Origin of the sequence: Streptomyces sp. NPDC058650 (assembly GCF_042717315.1) — a bacterium.
Lineage (GTDB): Bacteria > Actinomycetota > Actinomycetes > Streptomycetales > Streptomycetaceae > Streptomyces.
In genome coordinates, this window is the sequence record NZ_JBHXRL010000025.1 from 17,275 (window position 1) to 37,613 (window position 20,339).

Below are 20,339 nucleotides of genomic sequence, written 5' to 3' on the forward strand. Positions count from 1 at the left end.
CTTGAACTGCCGCCGAGCGGCGGTCCGGATGACGGTAGGTGCCCTCTTCTGCCGTTAACAAGACGTTGACGCGTGAGCAATACGAGCAAAACCCCAGGTCAGAGCCGAGGCCACGCGGGGGGCTAGGCGAGGGGCGCTAGCCGAGGGGTGCCACGTCGACGGGGAAGCCGTTGAGGACGGCGGTGCCGGAGAGGGGGTCGATCCGGGAGCCGTCGAGGAGCTGGTTGACGTTGACGCCGGGGCGGGCGGCCGCCACGGCCAGCCGGGTGCCCGGCCGGTCGTGGCCCCAGCCGTGCGGCAGGCTCACCACGCCCGGACGCACCCCGTCGGTGATCTCCACCGGCACCTCAAGGGAGCCGCCTTCCCCGGTGATCCGCGCGAGCCCGCCGTCCGTGAGCCGCAACCGGGCCGCGTCCTCGGGGTGCACCTGGAGGGTGCAGCGGTTCGAGCCGCCGCCCAGGGCGGGGGTGTTGTGCAGCCAGCTGTTGTTCGAGCGCAGGTGCCGGCGGCCGACGAGCTGGAGGGTGCCCGGGGCCGGTACGGCGTGCAGCGCGGCGCGCAGCCGGGGCAGATCGGCGGCGAGGGGCGCGGGGAGGAGTTCGATCCGGCCGCTGCGGGTCTTGAGGAGGTCCGGGACGCGCGGCTTGAGCGGGCCGAGGTCGATGCCGTGCGGGTGGGCCCGCAGCTCGTCGAGGGTGAGTCCGTACGGGCCGAGGCGCAGCATCAGGTCGAGCCGGCGCTCGGGTCCCGTGGTCCCGGTGAGTCGCTCCGCGAACTCCTTGGGGTCCGCGCCGTACGCCGGTGAGTGCTCCTGGGTGACGGCCTTGGCGAGAGTGGTCTCGATGGCGAGCTCGTCGACGGCGGACGGCGGGGCGCCGTGTGTGCCGGAGACGGCGAGGATCAGCCGGGCGTGGATCTCGCACTCGTCCATGGAGTCCGCTTCGAGGGGGACGGCCGCCGGGGTGTAGCGGGCCTGGTCGCGGACGGCGAAGCCGTTGAAGGCGAAGTCGAAGTGGGCGCTCCGGGAGGGTGGCGGCGGGGGCAGGAGGACGTCGGCGTGGCGGGTGGTCTCGTTGAGGTACGGGTCGACGGCGATCATGAGGTCGAGGGAGCCGAGGGCGGCGTCGAGCCGGTTCCCGTCGGGGGCGGAGAGGACGGGGTTGGCGGCGACGGTGATCACTGCCCGGATGCGCCCGTCCCCCGGCGTCTCGATCTCCTCGGCGAGCGCGACCAGCGGCAATTCCCCCTTGGCCTCGGGGTGGTGCGAGACCCTGCTGTGGCGGCGGCCGAGGGCGAATCCCCGGCCGGGGCCCGCCGGACGCGGGGCGGGTGCGGTGGCGGAGAGCGGGAAGAGCGCGCCCCCGGGCCGGTCGAGGTTGCCGGTGAGGACGTTGAGGACGTCGACGAGCCAGTTGCCGAGGGTGCCGTACTCCACGGTGGAGCTGCCCATCCGTCCGTAGACGGCGGCGGAGGGCGCCGCGGCCAGTTCGCGGGCGAGCGTGCGGAGGGTGGCGGCGTCCACGTCGCAGGCGGCGGCGACGGCCTCGGGGCTGAACTCCTTCACCGCCTCCCGTACGTCCTCGACCCCTTCGACATGGGCGGCGAGCGCGCCGAGGTCGGTGAGGCCCTCCTCGAAGAGGGTGTGGACGAGGGCGGCGAGGAGGAGCGCGTCGGCGCCGGGGCGGATCGCGACATGGCGGTCGGCGAGGCGCGCGGTGCGGGTGCGCCGGGGGTCGACGACGGTGAGGGTGCCGCCGCGCCGCTTGAGCGCCTTGAGCCTGCCGGGGAAGTCGGGGGCGGTGCACAGACTTCCGTTGGAGTCCAGCGGGTTGGCGCCGAGGATCAGGAGGTGGTGGGTGCGGTCCAGGTCCGGGACGGGTATGGCGAAGGGGTCCCCGAACAGCAGGCCGCTGGAGACGTGCTTGGGCATCTGGTCGAGCGTGGACGCGGTGAAGAGGTTCCGCGTGCGCAGGGCGCCGATGAGGAGGGGTGGGTAGAGGGCGCCGGCCATCGTGTGCACGTTGGGGTTGCCGAGGACGATACCCACGGAGTCCGGCCCGTACTCCTCGATCAGCGGCCTGATCCGGGCGGTGATGGTGTCGAACGCCTCGGCCCAGCTCGCCTCCTGGAGTCGGCCGTCCTTCCGGACGAGCGGGCGGCGGAGCCGGTCCGGATCGGCGTCGACCTCGGGGAAGGCGGCGCCCTTGGGGCAGATGAACCCCTGGCTGAACACGTCCTCGCGGTCGCCGCGGGCTCCCGTGACCCGCGAGCCGTCGAGCGTCAGGGTCAGTCCGCAGGTCGCTTCGCAGAGGGGGCAAATGCGCAGGGCGGTGGGCATGGCTTCTCCCTGGTGCGTCGGGTGGCGCCGAGCATACCGACCGGTAGGCACGTACGGGAGGGGGGCGCGGGATCCGGGTGCGGGGCGAGGCGGAGCGGGGCGCTAGGCGAGCGAGGGCACCAGGTAGGCGTACAGGAGTTGGCGGGTCTCGGCGATCAGCGCCGCGTCGCCCTCGGGGTCCGTACGGAAGGCGAGCCGGACGAGCGCGTCGGCGGTCTCGACGCCGACCAGGACCTTGCGGTGCAGGACCTCGTCGGCGGTGCGGCCGAGGTGGGTGGCGAGCAGGGCGCAGAGCCGCTCGGCGACGAGGTGATTGGGGTCCTCGACGGCGGTCTCGGCACCGGGCCCCGCCCCGGCCCCCTCCCCTTCGTCCTTCCCCTCACCGCTCTCCGCCGCCGTGTCCCCCGGCGCGCCTCCCGGCACGCCGAAGTCGACCAGCGCGAAGCCCGGGACGGTCCGCTTCATGGCGATGAACTCGTCGAGGACGCCGTCGATGGCCCCGTACGCGTCGAGGAGGGGCGTCGCCGCGAAGCGGGTGGAGATCCGCTCGGCGTACTGGTCGAGGTTGCGGTGGGCGAGGGCGGCGACCATCGCCCGCTTGTTGCCGAAGAAGCGGTAGACGGAGCCGATGGGGACACCCGCGCGGGCGGCGACGGCGCGGGTGCTCAGCTGCTCGTAACCGGTCTCGTCGAGGAGATCGGCGCAGGCGTCGAGGATCCGGGCGAGCCGCTCGGCGCTGCGCTGCTGGACGGGGGCTCGGCGGAGAACCGGCGGGGTCTTCGGGCTGGTCTGGGACACAGAAGCCATGATGCCGCTCCCGTCGGGCCCGGCTCGCCCGACCGCGACACCGTTCTCACTCGTATCGGACAAACCGCTCCACCGCCTCGGAGACATGCCACGCGCCGTAGCCGAATCGCTCGCCGAGCGCCCGGCAGCGGGCGTACCGCTCCTCGGTGAGCGGCACGGAGAGCACCGCGAGGAGACGGACGAGCAGCCGGAAGCCGAGATCCGGGTCGGCCTCGGCGACGACCCGCGCGACGGCCTCGGCCGCGACCGTACCCGGGAGGGGGCGCGCGTGCGGGCTCACGGTCCGGCGCGCGAGCTCCGGAGCCGACTCCCGCAGCACGTCCAGGACGGCGTCGGCGAGTTCGGCGCGGACCGGGGCCGTACGGGGCTCGTACGCGGGGGCGACCCGGGCGAGGTGGTCGCGGCAGGCCGCGGCGACCGTCCGGAGCCACTCCCTTCCGTCGATCCCCGCCTGCTCGACGTCGTACCCCTGTTCCGATGCGGCGCCCCACACCGTGGTGATCGTGCCGGTGGGCACCGGGGATTCCAGGAGACGGAGGGCGTCCTGGAGCAGCACGGCCGCCGCGGAGCCCGGGGTCTGCCCGGTTTCGTCGTCGGCCACGGCCCGTTCCAGTACGTCGCGGGGCGTGTCCGCGTACCAGGGCCCGGCGAACCGGGACGCGAGCGCGGTGAGGCCGAAGTCCCCCTCGGCGTCACGGCGGGCGGGGTCCACTGGCGGCCACCGTACGGTGAGGCCGTCGTAGACGAGCGGACCGGGGTACGCGAGGCGTTCGTCGAGCGCCATCAGCCGGTCGAACTGCGCCTTGCCGACGGCGATGTGCCGGGATTTCAGAACCCGGAGGCAGAGGCGGAGGGCCAGGTCCGCGTCGACGTCCGTCGCGATCGACTCGAGCGCCGCCGTGGGAAACGCGGTCCGCGAAGGCTGGGCGGCAGCGGCAGGGGGCCGGGCGTCGGACGTCCGAGGGTCGGCCGCCTCGGCGGCCGACGTCCGGATCTCCGCGACGACCTCCTCCCGCAGCAGCGCCTCGTCGACCTCGGGCCGGGTGAAGCCGCCCCCAGGCGCGTCCGTACGCACGCGGACCGGGTACAGCTCCGCGAGCCGCCCCAGCCAACCGCGCGTGTCCATGCCGTGGTCGCCCGGGTCGAAGCGCCCCCCCGCCGCCGCCAGCCACACCGCGCGCAGCGCCGCGTCCGGAACCGCCGAGTCCCGCAGGAGGCGTACGTCGTGCCCCAGCTCGACGGCGCCCTCCCCCTCGCACAGACCCGCCACATCCACGGCCAGGCGGAGCGCCGCCGGAAGGTCGACCGGACCGGTGGCGGCGCACACGCGCGCGGCGAGTTCGCCGAGACCGAAGTCCCCCTCGTAGAAGTCCCCGTATCTCTCACGCTGCCGCGCCATGACCGCTTCCTCGTCTCGTGTGCCGGGCGGGTTTCGCCCGGCCATGGAACGGGCCCGCCCCGGGAACCGGGACGGGCCCACCACTGTCGTGGTCAGCCGGTGGACGTCAGGTCACGGACCTCGACGTCCACCGACGCACGCTCTTCGGGTCAGACCGGATACGACGTGTAGATGATGTATCCCATGTGGCCGCTCTTCTTCATCCGCTTGAGCACCACGGTGACCTCGTTCCCGGCCGCCGTCCACGATCCGTCCGGCCGGTACACCTTGCCGAGCGAAGGGTACGCGTCCCACGAACCGGTGATCTCGAACGTGTCCTTGTTCCGCCACTGGCCCCGCTTGTTGAGGAAGTTGTCCAGTGCGTCGAAGCTGGCCGTCCGCCGCTTGCCGTGCGGGAAGAAGTAGTCCGAGACGACACGGTCGATCGCCTGCTGGGCGATTTCCTGGCTGGTCCAGACACTGTTGGTCGGGGTCCTGCCCGCGAGCCGGTTCGCCTCCGCGAAGTCCGCCGCCTGCCGGGGCGTCGGGTTGACGTGCCGGCTCAGCGTGTGGGCCCCGCTGCTCGGGAAGGCCAGTTCGTCCGTGAGGTTCATGCAGTTGTGGACGAGGAGGTCCTTCGCGCGCGGACCCTCGGGGCGCACGTAGAACGTGTGCAGGCCGTCGACGGTCACGTCGTACACCGTGCTCGGGGTGAGCCCCGAGCGGTCCTTGAGCCCGCCGACGGCGACCGACGTGCCCTCGGGGGTGAGCAGGGCGTCGCCCGTGCGCAGCTCGGAGACGATCGTCCAGCCTCGCCCGTCGACGTACACGCGGTGTCCGGCGGTGCTCGTCAGGACGGACCCGTCGACCAAGGTGATGTCGACGAGCCGCTCGGTGTCGTGCGCGTACGTCGCGGAGATCTCCTGGGAGCGGCGCTCCCCGGTCTCCGGGTCGGCGGCGAGGACACGGTCCCCGCGGCGGACGTCGCCGATCGCCTTGTGGCTGCCGTCCGCCATCAGCACCCGGGTGGTGGCCGGGAAGCTGTTGGTCCTGCAGGACGTCACCAGGTCCTCGTACAGATTGACCGTGTTCTCGAGCCGCGCGAGGGTCGCCGGGTCCAGCCCGTCCAGCGCCTTGAGCGTGTTGAACGCGTCACGGACGCCGATCCCGGTGTTCAGCGCGGCGTGGAGGGCGGTGATCGCCTCGCCGGCCTTGGTGAACAGCTTGCCCGGGATGAAGTTGCTCGCGGCCCAGGCGCAGCCGCCCGCGCTGCCCTTCCAGCAGTCGATGAAGTCCTGCAGCAGGATGGCCTTGAGGACCTTGTAGGCGACGGTCTCCTCGATGAGGTCCCACTTGCTGAAGTACCGGGTGACCTCCTTCTTCAGACCCTTGAACGGCTGTCGTTCGAGGAGCAGGGTGTCCTCGGACGGGCAGCCGGTCTCCGTCGCCGGCACATCGGGGTTGGTGCACAGGAAGAAGTCGACCTCGACGTCGAACGTCACGTCGAACGTGACGGTGCAACCGGTCCAGCCGGGTTCGAGGACGCAGGGGTTCTTCTGCTTGGAGTCGGTGACCTTGAGGCTGTCCTCGTCGACGACGAAGAACGTGCCGCCGAGCCCGCCCGTGCCCGCGCCGTCCTTGATCTGCTGGTTGGCCTGCTTCCGGGCGGCGGAGTCGGCCGCCTCCTGTGCCTCCTTGGCGTACTTCAGCGCGTCCTTGGCCGCTTCCTCGGCCTCGGTCGCGGCGGCGTCGGCGCGGTCGGCCGCCGCGCGGGCGTCCTTGGCGGCCTGCTCGGCGGCGGCCGCCGCGTCGCGTGCACCCTGGGCGTCCAGGGCGGCCTGGTCGGCGGATTCGCGGGCGGTCTTGGCGTGCCCCTCCGCGCGCCCGGCCGCCTTGTCGGCGGCGGCGGCGTCCTCGCCGGCCTGACGGTCGTACTCGACCGTGCGGGCCAGGGACTCGGCGGCCTTGGCCGCGGCGCGGGCGGCGTCGCCCGCGTAGCCGAGTGCTTCCTTGGCGTAGGTACGCGCGTCGGCCGCGTGGGCGGCGGCGTTGGCGGCGTGCACGTACGCCTGCTTGGCCTCACCGGTGGCCGCGTCCGCGATGGCCTTGGCGGCGGCCGCCTCGTCCTTCGCGTTCTTGGCGTGGGCCTCGGCGACGGCCTTCTGCTGCTCGGCGATGGTCTTCGACGCCTGGCCGGTCAGGACGACCAGGCCGGCGGCCGAGTCGGTCGTGACGTACGGGGAGCCGAGCTGGATCGCGTCGTTGGCCGGCTGGGCGACCTGTGCGGCGGAGTTCCCCGCGTCCACGGCGGCCTGGGCCGTGACGTGGGCGAAGCCGGCGGCCCTGGCGGCGGCGGCGAGGGCCTTGGCGGCTTCCTTGTTGGCCTCGTCCGCGTGGGTCTTGGCCTCCTTCGCCTTGGTCTCCGCCTCGTCGGCGAGCTTCTGCGCGGTCTTCGCCGCGTCGGCGGCACGCTGCGAAGCCTCCAGGGCGTCGGCGACGGCGCTGGTCGCGGTCTTCACCGCCGCCTCGGACTTGAGCTTGGCTGCCTGGGCCGCGTCCGCGTCGGCACGGGCCCGACCCGCGGCGGCCTCGGCGCGGGTGGCCGCGGCGTCCGCCTCGGCGGCGGCCTGCGTCGCCGCGTCGGCCTCACCACGTGCCCTGCCCGCCGCCGCCTCCGCGTTGTCCGCGTGCGTGTCGGCGGCGTCCGCGGCTGCCCGGGACGCCTGGGCGGCGTCATCGGACTCGTGGGCCTGGGCGAAGGCCTCCTTGGCGTCGGCCTTGGCGCGGGAAGCGTCCGCCCGCTGCTCGGCGGCCCAGGCGTCGTCCCGCAGCTCGCGGGCCTTGTCCTTGGCCTTCACCGCGTCGTTCTTCTTCTGGACCGCGGTGGATTCGGCGGACTCGGCGAGCTTCCTGGCGTCGTCCGCCTTCACCGCCTCCGCCTCGGCGTTCTTGCGGTGCTGTGCCGCCTCGCCCTGCTTGGCGACGGCGGTCAGCTTCTCCTTCTCGGCGGTCTTCTCCTCCGCCTCCGCCGACAGCCTGCGGGCGTGGGCGTCGGCGGCGGCCGCCTTGGCGTCCGCCTCCGCCTGAACGGCGACGGCCAGCTTGGCCTCGGCGGTCTCCTTCTCCTTCTTGGCGGTGTCGCGCTGGAACTTGGCACCGTCCGCGGCGGCCTTGGCCTGCCACTCGGCGGCGCGGGCCGCCTCCTTGCGGAACTCGGCCTTCGACAGGGAGGCCTGGGCGAGCGCGCGCTGCGCGATCGTCTCGCTGTCCGCGGCGGCGGCGCGGGTGGCGGCCTCGGCGGTCTCGCCGGCCTTCACCATCGCGTCGAGCGCGGCGGCGACACCCTTGGTGACCTGGGCCTTCTGCAGACCCACCAGCAGTCCGCGGCCACGCGGAGCGCCCTTGGCATCGGCGATGGCGTACGCGGCCTGCTCGGCGGCGTCGGAGGCGGCCACGGCCGTCTTCGCGGCGGCGGCCTGCTGCTTGATGACCGCCAACTGCGCCTTCGCGCCCGCGCGGGCGTCCGTGACGCCCTTCGTCGCCTGGTCGAAGTGGGCCTTGGGCTGCACCTCGCCGTTGCGACCGGACGGCTTGATGACGACCTGCTGCGGGCCGGTGTTGTTGCAGGTGGCGAGCACCGCGTCCCTGCTGAGGTCGTACGTCGGGAAGTTCAGGCACTTGCCCGAGCCGACGCCCTTCAGCGCGGTGGTGGCGCGGGGGGTGTACGCCCAGGTCTGCGCCGGGGAGCTGTTGCACGTGTAGAGCTGGATCTTCGTGCCGACCGCCGTGCCGCCGCCGGCGACGTCGAGGCAGCTCATGGACTTGACGTTGCGCAGGTGCAGACCGTGGTCGTCACCTTCCATGCGCCACTTCTGCCCGGCCCCGCCGTTGCAGGTGTAGACCTGGACCGGGGTGCCGTTGGCGGTGCCGCCGCCCTGGGACTCCAGGCACTTGCCCGGCGCCGCCTTCAGCTCGATCGTGGACTCGACGTCACCGATCCAGCCGACGCCGCCCGCGGACCAGAAGTCCTGCCAGCGGGTGAGGTGGTCGGCGACCCACGAGTGGCCGAGCATCTGGCCGAGGGCCCTGGCTCCGGTCGCGAGGGCCTTGGTGGCGTTCTCGCTCGCGTCCACGACCTGGTTTCGCTGGGCGGCCTGGGAGGTGATCTCCTGCTGCCACTCCGCGGCGGCCGTGTCGGCGACGGGGCCGAGGACCTTGTTCGGGTCGATCGCGTCGCGCCAGGCGCAGGTCGAGTACCGGGTCTTCATGTCCTCGACGGCGATGCGGAACTCCGCCGAGCCCGGTACGGGGGCCTTACGGGGGAAGCCACCGGAAGCCAGGAAGAGACGGGCGTTGTCGGCGCCCGTGGGCTCGAAGGTGGCTTCCTTCAGCCACTTGAAGCCCTCGTGCTCCGCTCCGTCGCGGTACCAGTCGGTACTCGTCTGCGGGTTGGGAGGCGTGCCGTACAGGGGCGTGCCCAGGTCGGTGACGGCCTTGCGGGTCTGCTCGTCGGCCTTGGGCGTGGGGTCGACGTAGAAGTCACCCTCGTCCTTCCAGAACCGGTCGGCGATCCACTTGGTCAGACCGGTCTGGGTGTGGAAGTCCTCGCCCTCGCTGACGCCGGGAGGCCAGTGGAAGGTGGCGTTGTTGATGCCCGCGGGGGTGGTCAGCCCGTACACGGGCTTCTTCCAGCTCTCGCGGAGGGCGTAGATGTCCGCCAACTCCTTGTCGGCGGCGGCCTTGTCCTTCGTGAACGCCGTGGCGAGCGGCGTGTCCTCCCAGTACTTGCGGTCGGCCGCGGTGTGGAGGCCCTCGGGCGGCAGGTCGAGCCCGCCCTGGGCGACGGCGGCCATGGCGGGCCCGCCCACGCGCAGCACGTCCGCCATCAGGCACTGGTCCTGACGCAGTTCCTCCGCGGCGGTCTCGTCGTACCAGTCGTAGTCGTTGCCGACCGTGGCCATGCGCGGGGTGACGGCGCCGGGCTGGACGGCGAGGCCGCCGAGCACGGCGAGGCCGGTCACGGCGGTGGTGAGAGGGGTGAGGAGCACGGACAACCGTGATCCGGGTATGAACATCCCTGGTCTGAAACGCAAGAGAGGATCCTTCGTGTGGAACGAGGACGGTGGGGGCGTCCCTCAGGAGAGGCCGAAGCTCTGCACGCGGATCACGCGGATCACGCGGATCACGCGGGCGCGCCGGACCGCAGGCGGAACAGGGCTGTGACGGCCCTCGCTGCGGGCACGACGAGCCTGCGTCGCGGCATGGCGGGCACGACGAACCTGCGTCGCGGCATGGCGGTCCATCCCTCCCCGTGGCGGCACTGTTCCCCCGGCCGCCGGTGATGTGCGTGCCGTCGTGGAGTGGTCAGGCTCCGTCCGACGCGCGGGGATCACCATAGACACAGGCCAACCCCCTTGTTCAAGAGGGTTACTGAAGAGTTCGCCTCGCGTCAGGCGATGAGCAGGCCGATGCCTCCGAGGGTGTACGCGATCATCAGCACGAACAGCGGCAGCTGGCCCGCGACGGCCCGGGCGGGCGGGAAGAGCCGGACGGACCGGTCGTGGGCGGCGACGACACCGAGGACGTGACCGGTGACGATCGCGGCGACCTGGAGGGTCGCGAGGCCGCCGGGACCCAGTGGCGGGGCGGGCGAGAGGGCGTTGTCAGTGCCCGCTGCCATGATGACGGTACGTGGTCCTTCGGTGACGAAGAGCGAGAAGTAGTGGGCGACGAGGTAGCCGAGGGCGATGGGCAGGAGCGAGTGCGCGAAGGAGGTGAGGGGTGTGGTGAGGGACCGGTCCATGAGGCGGAGGGCGCCCGCGCAGAGTCCGTAGCAGGCGGCGGCGAGGGCGACGACGGCGAGGAGACCGAGCGTGGCGGTGACGGCGGGGTCGAGGGAGGAGGTCTGGAGGGTCGTGATCCAGCGGGGGTTGTCGGAGAGGCCGTCGTAGGCGGTGGAGCCGAGGAGGACGCAGACGGTGGCGACGAGACCGGGGGTCTGCGGGGTGGAGTCGAGGCTGTGGAAGGGGGAGCGCAGGACCAGGCGGCCGTCGGCGCGGCGGCCGAGCGGGGAGAGCCGGGCGAGGAGGGAGGAGTAGACCTCGAAGGGGTCGGCGTGGGCGAACCAGCGGTCGCCGTAGCGGGCGGCGCCGAGGAGTTGGACGCCGGCGTGGACGGCGAGGGCGACGAGGAGGGTGGTGGTGGAGGTGTTGTCGGGGGCGACGAGTTCGAGCCAGGTGAAGAGGAGGAGCCCGGCGGCGGCGGGGCGGATGCCGATGGCGGCGGGCAGAGGGCGGGGGCTCCGTGGCGGGCGGAGGGAGTGCAGGGTGCGGAGCGGGTTGAGGAGGCGCCAGACGGGACCGAAAAGGAGGGAGGCGGGGACGAGGCCGACCCAGAGGAGGACGTAGAGGGCGCCGGGCGCGGGGTTGCGGTCCGGGTCGTCGGGGCCGAGGAGGAGGTGGGCGAGGAAGAGCAGGGCGACGGCGGTGCCGAGGAGCCGGAGCGCGGTGCGCGTGGCCGGCGCGTCGGCCACCCGCTGGACGGCGGCCGGGACGGGCCGCCCGGCCTCGTCACCGCGGAAGCGGGACGAGGACCAGAGCAGCCCGAGGGCGAGGAAGGAGACGAGGAGCGCGGTGAAGGCGCCCGCGTAGGCGTAGAAGGGCGAGAGGGGGAGGTCGTGTTGCGAGCCGACGCCGTGGGCCAGCGGGAGGCCGGGCGTCGGGGCGAGCGGGAGACCGGGGACGGGGACCGGGACGCCGGTCATCGGACGACGAGTTGGGTCAGGAGGAGTCCGGACTCGTGGGTCTCGACCTCGAAGAGACCGGTGCGGTCGGCGGTGAGGGTGAGGGAGGCGGGGACGCCGGGAGAGAGGGGGAGTTCGCGGTCGTAGCCGTGGACGTGGAGGGTGTCGGCGCGGTCGCCGGTGACCCGGAGGGTGAGGCGCTCGCCCTTCTTCAACTCGATGCGGGAGGGGGGTGGCTGGACGGTCTTTCCGGTGATGGTGAGCGTGACGGTCCGGCCGGCTTCGGACGGCTGGGGGCTCGGCGGCGCGGCGGTGGCGGTGGCCGTGCCGGAGGGCCGGGGGCTCGGCGGTGTCGAGGGGGCGGCGCCGTCCAGGCGGACGGTGGCCTGTACGGGGGCGCCGGCGACGGCCCAGACCGTGTGGTCGTCCGCGTGGAGGCGGACGGTCAGGGTGCGGATGCCGGGCGGTACGTACCCCCAGGCGCCGTACAGACGGGCGGTCTCCTTGCCGTCGGCCAGGAGACGGGCGTGGCCGCGGCCGGGGAGGGCGGCGCCGCCGGTGCTGTCCGGGGTGAAGCGGAACCTCTCCACCGTGAGGTGGACGTTCCAGCCGCCCTCGGTGTCGGGCCTGGTCTCGATCCGGACGGTGGGCGCGGTCGCCGCCGGGACCTCCCGCAGCCGGTGGCCGGCCTCGTCGCGGGCCGGGAGCAGGGTGCCACTGCTCCCGGTGGCCTCCTCGTGGCTGGTGCCGGGGTTGTGGTGGGTGGTGGGCCGGTCGCCGCAGCCCGCGAGGGACACCGCGGCGGCCAGGACCAGCGCCAGGGAGAGCAGGGGCGTCGCCGCCCCGCGGGGGTGCGTCACGCCGTTCCCTCCTCGCGGGGGCGGGCGTCGGCGGACTCGGGGGCGGTGGCCGCGGAGGGGGTGGCCGCGAGGGGGGTGACGGACCCCCGCGTGGGTTCCGCCTCCGGCTCGGGGTCGGCCGTTCCGGGTGTGCGGGTGCCTGCCGCGATCACCGCCCAGAGGACCCAGACGACGCCGAGCAGCAGGCGGAACCAGGCGGGGCTGAGGGGGATGCCCGGGAGCATCAGGACCGCCTTGTCGAAGGCGTCGAGCAGGGTGAGGGCGCCGAGGGCGACCGTGGTCCAGGCGAAGACGGGGCGGGTGGGCCGCAGGGCGAGGCCGATGAGGGTCCACCACGCGCCCGTGAGGAGCAGCGCGAGGGCCGGGACGACGGTCGGGGTGAGGGCGAGGGTCGAGCCGACCACGTCCAGGATCAGACCCGCGAGGCCGACGAGGGTGGCCACGCCCGCGAGCCGGTGGCCGCGCAGGCGGCGCCACCACAGGGCGAAGCCGGTCAGGGCGAGGACGAGGGCGCTGCCGAGGGCGAGTTGGGTCTCGACGCGCTCCAGGCCGCGGGCGCCGTACCAGTCGCAACCTGCCGGGAGGCGGCGCTCCGGGACGCTGTAGTCGGCGCAGACGAGGAGCTGGGCGAGCTTGACGGGCTCTCCGACGAGTCGGTCGGTGTTGCCGGAGACGTCGCCTCGGCGTTCTCCGCAGCCGGGCAGGGCGCCGGGGCTGGACGCGCCGGCGTCGGACTGCCAGCAGTTGCCGCTGCCCTGGCCGTCCCAGGAGACGTCGGAGCGGTTGGGGCGGGAGTTGCCGGCCTTGTCGACGCCGAGGTGGTTGGCGGCGTAGCGGTTGTGGTGGGAGGTGTCGGTCTGCTTGCCCCAGGCGGACTCGCCGCGGATGAAGGCGGGCACGGCGTTGAGGTAGAAGGCGGTGCGCTGGTGGCCGTAGACCCAGTTGTCCTCGTAGATGTTCCAGTTGCCGCCGGCGGTGATGATGCCGGTGCCGGGCGGCATGGAGATCTGGGGGCAGACGACGCCGCGTTCGTAGCCGCGGTCGACGGGCGGCTTGGCGCAGGTGCCGTCGGCGACGTACGGGTAGTAGTTCTGGTTGTTGTCGTGGATCAGGTTGCGTTCGAAGCGGGCGTGGTTCTGGGGAAGTCCGGGGTGGCCGGGGAAGGCGGAGTCCATGGAGGCGCCGCCCATGTTGTGGTCGAACTCGTTGTCGTGGACCCAGACCGAGTCTCCGGCGGTGCCGGAGTAGCCGACCATGTTGTGGTGGCTGCGGCAGCCGGTGATCTCGATGGAGTAGCGGGGTACGTCGTAGCCGCGCCCGTCGTTGATGTTCGAGGCCGAGCCGGGGTAGATGCCGGAGTCGCCGTTGCCGTACGACTCGCAGTTCTTGTAGAGGCCGTGGTCGGAGGCGAACGTGAGGAAGCCGTACTCGTCGTTCCAGCGGGTGAGGACGTCGTCGATGACGAAGCCGTCGGCGGCGAGCACGTACAGCGAGTTGAAGGTGGTGCGCTGGGCGGTGAAGTTGCGGAAGTAGACGCCGTCGGACTGGTCGGCCCGGACGCCGTTGAGCTTCTGGTACTTGGCGTCGATGACGACGTCCATGCGGGTGGCGCCGGTGCCCTCGATCTGGAGGTTCTTCTTGCCGAGGATCGCGACCAGGTTCTGGTTGTGCGGGCACTGCCGCTGCTGCTCGTAGCTGAGGATCTGGTAGCCGAACGAGGAGGTCGGCGCCTTGAGCGAGGCGCACGCGCCGGTGGGCGCGGGCAGCGAGGGCTCCTCCTCGTAGAGGCCCGGGAGGATCGCGATCGTCATGCCCGGCCGGTCGACGGCGTCGACGGCCTGCTGGAGGTGGCGGTACCCGTCGCGGGCGCAGCGGTCGAGGAGGGCGAGGTTGCGGGCCTTGAGCGGGGCCGGGAAGGCGGATATCCGGCGCGCGAAGTCGGCGCGGTCGGTCTTGCAGACGAGGAGGTCGGGTTCTCCGGAACGGAGCGTCGGCACGCTGCCGGAGCCGTCGGGGAAGGTGACGGGCCGCTCCTCGTGGGCCTGGGCCCCGGGCGCGGTGAGCAGGGTCGCGGCAAGGGCCGCGAGGACGGCCGAAAGGGCGAGGACGAATCTTCGGGTCCAGGACATGCGCGTGAGAGTAGAGCATTGTTCATCTTTTCTGACCCCCTCGTGCGCCACCAATCCGGAACACCTCGCACCCGTGCCCCGTTGACGGGAGCGCCGCGGAATCCTACGGTCATCCATAGGATTCCCCTTGCGGGCTCAGGACAGGAGCGGGCGATGACCACGGAGCAGGCCGGCAAGACGGCCGAGGCGCTCACCTACAGCACCGGTTTCGGCAACGAGCACAGCTCGGAGGCGGTCCCCGGCGCGCTGCCGCACGGCCGCAACTCGCCGCAGCGCGCACCCCTCGGTCTCTACGCCGAGCAGCTCAGCGGCAGCGCCTTCACCGAGCCGCGGGCGCACAACCGCCGCTCCTGGCTCTACCGGATCCGCCCCTCGGCCGCGCACCCGCCGTTCACCCGGACCGACGACGGCGCGCTGCGCGGGGCCCCCTTCACCGAGACCGTGCCCGACCCCAACCGGCTCCGCTGGAACCCGCTGCCCGAGCCGGCCCCCGGCACCGACTGGCTCGCCGGCCTGTGGACCCTCGGCGGCAACGGCGACGCGACCCAGCGCACCGGCATGGCCGTGCACCTCTACCACGCCAACGCCTCCATGGAGCGGGTCTTCGGCAACGCCGACGGCGAGCTCCTGATCGTCCCCGAGCGCGGCGGCCTCCTGCTCCGTACGGAGCTGGGCCTGCTCGCCGCGTACCCGGGCGAGGTCGCGCTGATCCCGCGCGGCGTCCGCTTCCGCGTGGAACTCCTGGACGAGACCGCCCGCGGCTACGTCTGCGAGAACTACGGGGCACCCTTCCAGCTCCCCGACCTCGGCCCGATCGGCGCCAACGGCCTCGCCAACGCCCGCGACTTCCGGGCCCCCGTGGCCGCCTACGAGGACGTCGAGGGACCGGTCGAGGTGATCAACAAGTACTGCGGCCACCTCTGGTCGGCGACCTACGGCCACTCTCCGCTGGACGTCGTCGCCTGGCACGGCAACCACACCCCGTACGTCTACGACCTGCGCCGCTTCAACGTCATCGGGACGATCTCCTACGACCACCCCGACCCGTCGATCTTCACGGTCCTCACCGCGCCGTCCGACACCCCGGGGCTCGCGGGCGTCGACTTCGTCGTCTTCGCCCCGCGCTGGCTCGTCGGCGAGGACACCTTCCGCCCGCCGTACTTCCACCGCAACGTGATGAGCGAGTACATGGGCCTGATCGAGGGCGCCTACGACGCCAAGGCCGAAGGCTTCGTGCCCGGCGGCGGTTCGCTGCACAACATGATGTCCGCGCACGGTCCCGACCGGGAGACCTTCGACAAGGCCAGCGCGGCGGAGCTGCGGCCGCAGCGGATCGACGACGGCCTCGCCTTCATGTTCGAGACCCGCTGGCCGGTGACAGCGACCCCGCAGGCCGCGAACGCCGACCATCTGCAGAAGGGGTACGACGACGTATGGCAGGGTCTTGAGCGCCACTTCCGGCCGTAGTGTCCCGGCCATAAGCCCGTAGGCCCTGTTCGGCGGATCACGGCCGGGGTCGCCGATCCGCCGAACAGGCCCTAGCCGTCGTACGGAGAACACGTGACCGCCTTCGCCCCCGACTCGCTGGTCCTGAACCGCAAGCTGCCGCTCTGGTATCAGGTCTCACAGTCGTTGCGCGCCTCGATACTGGGCCGCACGCCCGACGCCTCACTACGGCTGCCCACCGAGGAGCAGCTCGCCGCCCACTACGGCGTGAGCGTGCTGACCATGCGCCAGGCCCTCAAGGAGCTGGAGGAGGAGGGCCTGATCAGCCGGCACCGACGGCGCGGCACCTTCATCGAGCCGGGCGCCCGCCGCTCCACCCCGCGCCGCCTGCTCGGCTCGATCGACGCGATCGTGGCCCAGCAGTCGGGCGAGCGGACGACGGTCCTCGGGCACGGCGCGGGACCGGTGCCGGGCGAGCTCACCGAGTACTTCCCGGACGTGACGGAGATCGTGGCGTACCGGCGGCTGCGCCGTGACGGGGAGAGCGGCGAGCCGACCAACTGGGTGGAGAACGCGGTGCGGCCGGAGCTCGCCGCCGCGATCGACCCGGCCGACCTGGAGCGGTGGCCGATGACGAAGGTGCTGCGGGACGTGGTCGGGGTGCGGATCAGCCGCATCACGGACACGGTCGAGGCCCGCCTCGCCGACCCGGAGACGGCGGGTCTGCTCCAGGTCCCGCTGCTCTCGCCGATCCTCCACTACACCGGCGTGACCTACGACGAGGACGGCAGGGTCGTCGACGTGGCCCGCATCCGGTATCGCGGCGACCGCTTCTCCTTCACCGTGACGGTGGAGGCGCACTGAGGGCGGTCGTTAGCATGCGGGGCGTGACGGAAGCATCCGGTGCGAACGACGACCCGCCCGTTCTCGACGACCTGCCCCTCCTCGACGACCTCATGCCCTGGTCCGTCGCGCCGCTGCGCTTCGGGCGGTCCTGGATCGTGGCGCCGGACGTGCGGACGCTGCGGGTCCGCTGGGACCGGCTGACCGCCGCGGAGGGGGCCGAGCGCGAGGCGCTCTTCCGGCCGAGCCGGGCCCGGACCCCGGCAAGCGCGGTGGCGGCCCTGCCCGGTCAGCGCACCGGGACCGTGCGCTTCGCCCGCGAGTCGGGCCCGTGCCCGGAGCCGGTGCGCATCGCACACGGGCCGTTCGACGAGCAGTGGCTGCTCCCCGACCACCGGCTCATCGACACCGCGCGCCCCGAGCTGTGGCGGGTCGCCGGGGAGCCGCAGGTCTTCGCCGTCGAGCAGGGGTACGTCCCCGGCGCGGCCGGCCCCGCGCTCCTGGTGACGGCCACGCTCCCCGAAGGGCGCTCCCCGGCGGGCCGTCCCGGCCGGATCCGCCCGCTGTTCCGGCGCCCGGGCGGCCGCGAGCCCAATCTCGCGCCGGGCCTGCTGCCGTTCCTCACCCACCGGTACGGGCAGGGGGTCGACGCCCGCGAGTGGGTCGCCTGGACGCTGGCGGCGGCCCTCCCCTCCCCCGCGGGCTGCCGCGTCCCGCTCCCCGCGGACCCGGAGGTCTGGGCGGCGGGCGTGGCGCTCGGCCGGGAGCTCGCCGACGTACAGCTGCGGGGCGCCCTGAGCGGGTCGAAGCCGAGGCTGCCGGGCGGGCGCCGCCCCTATGTGCGGGCGGCGGTCCCGGCGCGGCCCGGGGACGTGACGTACGACGCGGGGGACGAGGTCCTGGGGCTCGGGGAGGGCCGGATCTCCCCCGTACCGGTGGAGGCCTGGGAGTTCCGGGTCGGCGGGGTGCGCGTCCTGGAGCAGTGGTTCGCGCACCGGACGGCGGTGGCGGAGCCGGGCTCCCTGGAGGCGCTCGGGCCGGCCGCCTGGCCGCAGGAGTGGACCTCGGAGCTGCTCGACCTGATCACCGTCCTGGCGCTGCTCGGCACGCGGGAGCCGGAGCGTGCCGCCTTCACGACGGCTCGTGCCGTGTCCCGGGAGGAGCTGCGGGCGGCCGGGGTGCTGCCGGTGCCGGACCGGGCCCGCCGCCCCGCGTCCGTACTGGATCATCAGGAGGAGGGTCCGGAGGGCCAGTTCGCCTTGCTCTAGCCGGCTGCCGCGGCGGCGCCTCAGGCGGGCCGGAGCACGAAGGAGTCGAGCACCCGTCGCAGGGTCCGCTCGAAGATCTCCTCGGGGTCGAGGCGTTCGGCCCCGGACCCGGCGAGGACGGTGGCCAGCCTCGGGTAGCCGCCGCCCGCGATCTGCCGCAACAGGTAGGCGGTGCGGACGGCCTGTTCCTGTTCCCCGGACCAGGGCAGGGAGCGGGCGCGTTCGGCGAGGGCGATCTCGTTGGCGACGATGGTCATCACGGTGCCGTTGACGCTCGCGATGAGTTCCATCTTGGTGCCGCCGGGCAGGTCGAGGCCGTCCAGGCAGCCGAGGCAGTGTTCCAGGAACCGCAGGGCGTTCGGGCCGTAGGCGTAGCCGGTGGTCATCAGCCGGATCACCCAGGGGTGGCGGTGCAGGATCCCGCGCGCCTGCCTGCCCATGTCGAGCATGCCGGCGCGCCAGTCACCGCCGGAGGCGCCGAGCGGGTCGGAGAGTTCGTACTCGGCGCTGACGGCGTCGACCATCAGCTCGTACAGGTCCTCCTTGCGGGGGACGTAGTTGTAGAGCGACATCGTGCCGCAGCCGATGTCGCCCGCGATGCGGCGCATCGAGACCGCGTCGATGCCGTCGGCGTCGGCGATGCGGACCGCGGCGGCCACGATGTCGCTCCTGTTGTACGCCGGCTTCGGGCCGCGGCCCGCGCGCTCGGGCCGTGCCCAGATCACTTCCGGTTCGGCCGCTCGGCCCGCCATGGATCATCACCTCGCCCCCATCCTAGTTACGTACACCGTACGTAGTGGGGTAGGGTCGCGCCATGACTACTACGTACGCTGTACTTAGTGAGGGTCTGCAGAAGCGGTACGGGGAGGTCCACGCCCTGCGCGGGCTCGACCTGGCCGTCCCCGAGGGCACGGTCTGCGGCGTCCTCGGCCCCAACGGCGCCGGCAAGACCACCGCCGTCCTGGTCCTGACGACCCTCGTCGCGCCCGACGCCGGCAGCGCGCGCGTCGCCGGGCACGACGTGGTGCGCGACCCGGCGGGCGTACGCCGCAAGATCGCGGTCACCGGCCAGTACGCCTCCGTCGACGGCGACCTGACCGGCGCCGAGAACCTCCGCCTCTTCGCCAGGCTCCTGCGCGCCCCGCGCTCCCGCGCCGACGAACTCCTGGAAAGGTTCGGCCTGACCGCCGCGGCCGACCGGCCCGCGCGCACCTACTCGGGCGGGATGCGGCGCCGCCTCGACCTGGCCGCGAGCCTGCTCGTCCGGCCCGACGTCCTCTTCCTCGACGAGCCGACGACCGGTCTCGACCCGCACAGCCGGAACGGCATCTGGGACGCCGTACGGGCGTTGGCGTCCGAGGGCACGACCGTCCTGCTCACCACCCAGTACCTGGAAGAGGCCGACCAGCTCGCCGACGACATCGTCCTGATCGACGACGGACGGGTCGCCCAGCGCGGCACACCCGCCGAACTCAAGGCGCTCATCGGCCACTACGCCGAGGTCGTCGTCGCCGACCCCTCCCTGCTGGAAGCGGCCGCCGCCGTCCTCGACCGGCTCACCGGCGCGGCCCCGGCCCTGGACGCCGAGCGGCGCACGGTCGGCGCGGTGACCGTGGACACCACGCTCACCCTCCCCCGGATCGTCCGCGAGATCGACGCCGCCGGAGTCCACATCGTCGACGCGTCCCTGCGTCCGCCCACCCTCGACGAGGTGTTCCTGCGCCTCACCGCCCGGAAGGAGTTCGCCGCGTGAGCGCACTCGTGCACGACGGGACCGCCGTCCTCGGCCGCCACCTCCAGCGGATCCGGCACGCCCCCGCCATCACCGTCATGACCCAGACGATGCCGATCGTCTTCCTCCTCTTCTTCGGGTACGTCTTCGGCAGCGCGCTCGCCATGCCGGGCGCCGAGTACCGGGCCTACCTGGTCCCCGGCATGCTCGTCGCGACGGCCGCCGGCGGCCTGATGACCGGCATGTTCCAGGCCGCGCAGGACTCGCACCGGGGCGTCATGGACCGCTTCCGGACCCTGCCCGTCAGCCGGGCCGCCGTCCCCCTCGGGCAGGCGCTCGCCGACCTGGTGGCCAGCGCGGTCGGCACGGTCCCGCTGATCCTCGTCGGACTCGCCATCGGCTGGCGTATCGAGGGCACCGCCCTGGAGGCCCTGGGCGCCTTCGGCCTGCTGCTCCTCTTCCGCTTCGCCACGACCTGGATCGGGATCCTGCTCGGCCTGGCCTCGCAGAGCGAGGAGGCGGCCGGCCAGCTGGGCAGCGCCACCTTCATGCTGCCGCTGCTCTCCAACGCGTACATCCCGACGGACGGCATGCCGGGGTGGCTGCGGACGGTCGCCGAGTGGAACCCGATCTCGGCGGTCACCACGGCGGTACGGAAGCTCTTCGGCAACGCGCCCGTACCGGCGGACGCCGCCTGGCCGGTGGCCCACCCGGTGGCGGGGGCGCTGCTCTGGTCGCTCGCCCTGATCGCGCTCTTCGCCCCGCTCGCGGTCCGCCGCTACGCCCGCCGCTGACC

Annotated in this window: 13 protein-coding genes; 5 read left to right on the forward strand and 8 right to left on the reverse strand. The window is 73.1% G+C overall.

What is annotated here, in order from left to right; genetic code table 11:
- Positions 1-136 precede the first annotated feature (136 nt).
- From ACFWWU_RS32130 to ACFWWU_RS32160, 7 genes are all read right to left on the reverse strand, one after another.
- On the reverse strand, positions 137-2,338 hold the full coding sequence (locus tag ACFWWU_RS32130; protein ID WP_384150901.1) for a molybdopterin oxidoreductase family protein: 2,202 nt from the start codon (positions 2,336-2,338) through the stop codon (positions 137-139).
- A gap of 102 nt (positions 2,339-2,440) precedes the next feature.
- Positions 2,441-3,145 carry a TetR family transcriptional regulator gene (locus ACFWWU_RS32135; protein WP_384150904.1) on the reverse strand — a complete coding sequence of 235 codons (705 nt, stop codon included), beginning with the start codon at positions 3,143-3,145 and terminating at the stop codon, positions 2,441-2,443.
- 46 nt (positions 3,146-3,191) lie between these two features.
- Positions 3,192-4,544, reverse strand: coding sequence for a hypothetical protein (locus ACFWWU_RS32140; RefSeq protein ID WP_384150906.1), 1,353 nt, complete (start codon positions 4,542-4,544; stop codon positions 3,192-3,194).
- 149 nt (positions 4,545-4,693) lie between these two features.
- Complete coding sequence (locus tag ACFWWU_RS32145; protein WP_384151165.1) at positions 4,694-9,598, reverse strand: RICIN domain-containing protein; 4,905 nt, start codon at positions 9,596-9,598, stop codon at positions 4,694-4,696.
- Between the two features lie 374 nt (positions 9,599-9,972).
- Positions 9,973-11,286 (reverse strand): hypothetical protein, encoded by a 1,314-nt coding sequence (locus ACFWWU_RS32150; RefSeq protein WP_384150908.1) that lies wholly within the window; start codon positions 11,284-11,286, stop codon positions 9,973-9,975.
- On the reverse strand, positions 11,283-12,125 hold the full coding sequence (locus tag ACFWWU_RS32155; protein ID WP_384150911.1) for a hypothetical protein: 843 nt from the start codon (positions 12,123-12,125) through the stop codon (positions 11,283-11,285). Before ACFWWU_RS32155 ends, ACFWWU_RS32150 begins: the two co-directional genes overlap by 4 nt.
- The gene (locus tag ACFWWU_RS32160) at positions 12,122-14,254 is read right to left on the reverse strand and encodes a right-handed parallel beta-helix repeat-containing protein (RefSeq protein WP_384150913.1); all 2,133 of its coding nucleotides are present in this window, start codon (positions 14,252-14,254) and stop codon (positions 12,122-12,124) included. Before ACFWWU_RS32160 ends, ACFWWU_RS32155 begins: the two co-directional genes overlap by 4 nt.
- A 153-nt stretch (positions 14,255-14,407) precedes the next feature.
- Here ACFWWU_RS32160 and hmgA point away from each other — a divergent pair, with 153 nt between their 5' ends.
- From hmgA to ACFWWU_RS32175, 3 genes are all read left to right on the forward strand, one after another.
- Positions 14,408-15,721 (forward strand): homogentisate 1,2-dioxygenase, encoded by a 1,314-nt coding sequence (gene hmgA / locus ACFWWU_RS32165; RefSeq protein WP_384150916.1) that lies wholly within the window; start codon positions 14,408-14,410, stop codon positions 15,719-15,721.
- 93 nt (positions 15,722-15,814) lie between these two features.
- Entirely contained in the window at positions 15,815-16,564 is a 750-nt protein-coding gene (locus ACFWWU_RS32170) for a GntR family transcriptional regulator (RefSeq protein WP_356680331.1), read from the forward strand.
- 14 nt (positions 16,565-16,578) lie between these two features.
- Positions 16,579-17,811 carry a type ISP restriction/modification enzyme gene (locus tag ACFWWU_RS32175; protein WP_384150919.1) on the forward strand — a complete coding sequence of 411 codons (1,233 nt, stop codon included), beginning with the start codon at positions 16,579-16,581 and terminating at the stop codon, positions 17,809-17,811.
- 20 nt (positions 17,812-17,831) lie between these two features.
- Here ACFWWU_RS32175 and ACFWWU_RS32180 read toward each other — a convergent pair whose 3' ends face one another.
- Positions 17,832-18,563: a TetR/AcrR family transcriptional regulator gene (locus ACFWWU_RS32180; protein ID WP_384150922.1), complete on the reverse strand. Its 732-nt coding sequence runs from the start codon at positions 18,561-18,563 to the stop codon at positions 17,832-17,834.
- A 62-nt stretch (positions 18,564-18,625) separates the two neighbouring features.
- Here ACFWWU_RS32180 and ACFWWU_RS32185 point away from each other — a divergent pair, with 62 nt between their 5' ends.
- Together ACFWWU_RS32185 and ACFWWU_RS32190 are read left to right on the forward strand one after the other, a co-directional pair.
- Positions 18,626-19,564 carry an ATP-binding cassette domain-containing protein gene (locus ACFWWU_RS32185; protein WP_384150925.1) on the forward strand — a complete coding sequence of 313 codons (939 nt, stop codon included), beginning with the start codon at positions 18,626-18,628 and terminating at the stop codon, positions 19,562-19,564.
- The gene (locus tag ACFWWU_RS32190) at positions 19,561-20,337 is read left to right on the forward strand and encodes an ABC transporter permease (protein WP_384150928.1); all 777 of its coding nucleotides are present in this window, start codon (positions 19,561-19,563) and stop codon (positions 20,335-20,337) included. The genes ACFWWU_RS32185 and ACFWWU_RS32190 overlap by 4 nt, the downstream gene beginning before the upstream one ends.
- Positions 20,338-20,339 lie beyond the last annotated feature (2 nt).

Coding starts and splice junctions, on each gene's coding strand:
- ACFWWU_RS32160 (WP_384150913.1), bottom strand. CDS start 14,254: ATGTCCTGGACCCGAAGATTCGTCCTCGCCCTTTCGGCCGTCCTCGCG.
- ACFWWU_RS32130 (WP_384150901.1), bottom strand. CDS start 2,338: ATGCCCACCGCCCTGCGCATTTGCCCCCTCTGCGAAGCGACCTGCGGA.
- ACFWWU_RS32175 (WP_384150919.1), top strand. CDS start 16,579: ATGCGGGGCGTGACGGAAGCATCCGGTGCGAACGACGACCCGCCCGTT.
- ACFWWU_RS32150 (WP_384150908.1), bottom strand. CDS start 11,286: ATGACCGGCGTCCCGGTCCCCGTCCCCGGTCTCCCGCTCGCCCCGACG.
- hmgA (WP_384150916.1), top strand. CDS start 14,408: ATGACCACGGAGCAGGCCGGCAAGACGGCCGAGGCGCTCACCTACAGC.
- ACFWWU_RS32140 (WP_384150906.1), bottom strand. CDS start 4,544: ATGGCGCGGCAGCGTGAGAGATACGGGGACTTCTACGAGGGGGACTTC.
- ACFWWU_RS32145 (WP_384151165.1), bottom strand. CDS start 9,598: ATGTTCATACCCGGATCACGGTTGTCCGTGCTCCTCACCCCTCTCACC.
- ACFWWU_RS32135 (WP_384150904.1), bottom strand. CDS start 3,145: ATGGCTTCTGTGTCCCAGACCAGCCCGAAGACCCCGCCGGTTCTCCGC.
- ACFWWU_RS32180 (WP_384150922.1), bottom strand. CDS start 18,563: ATGGCGGGCCGAGCGGCCGAACCGGAAGTGATCTGGGCACGGCCCGAG.
- ACFWWU_RS32185 (WP_384150925.1), top strand. CDS start 18,626: ATGACTACTACGTACGCTGTACTTAGTGAGGGTCTGCAGAAGCGGTAC.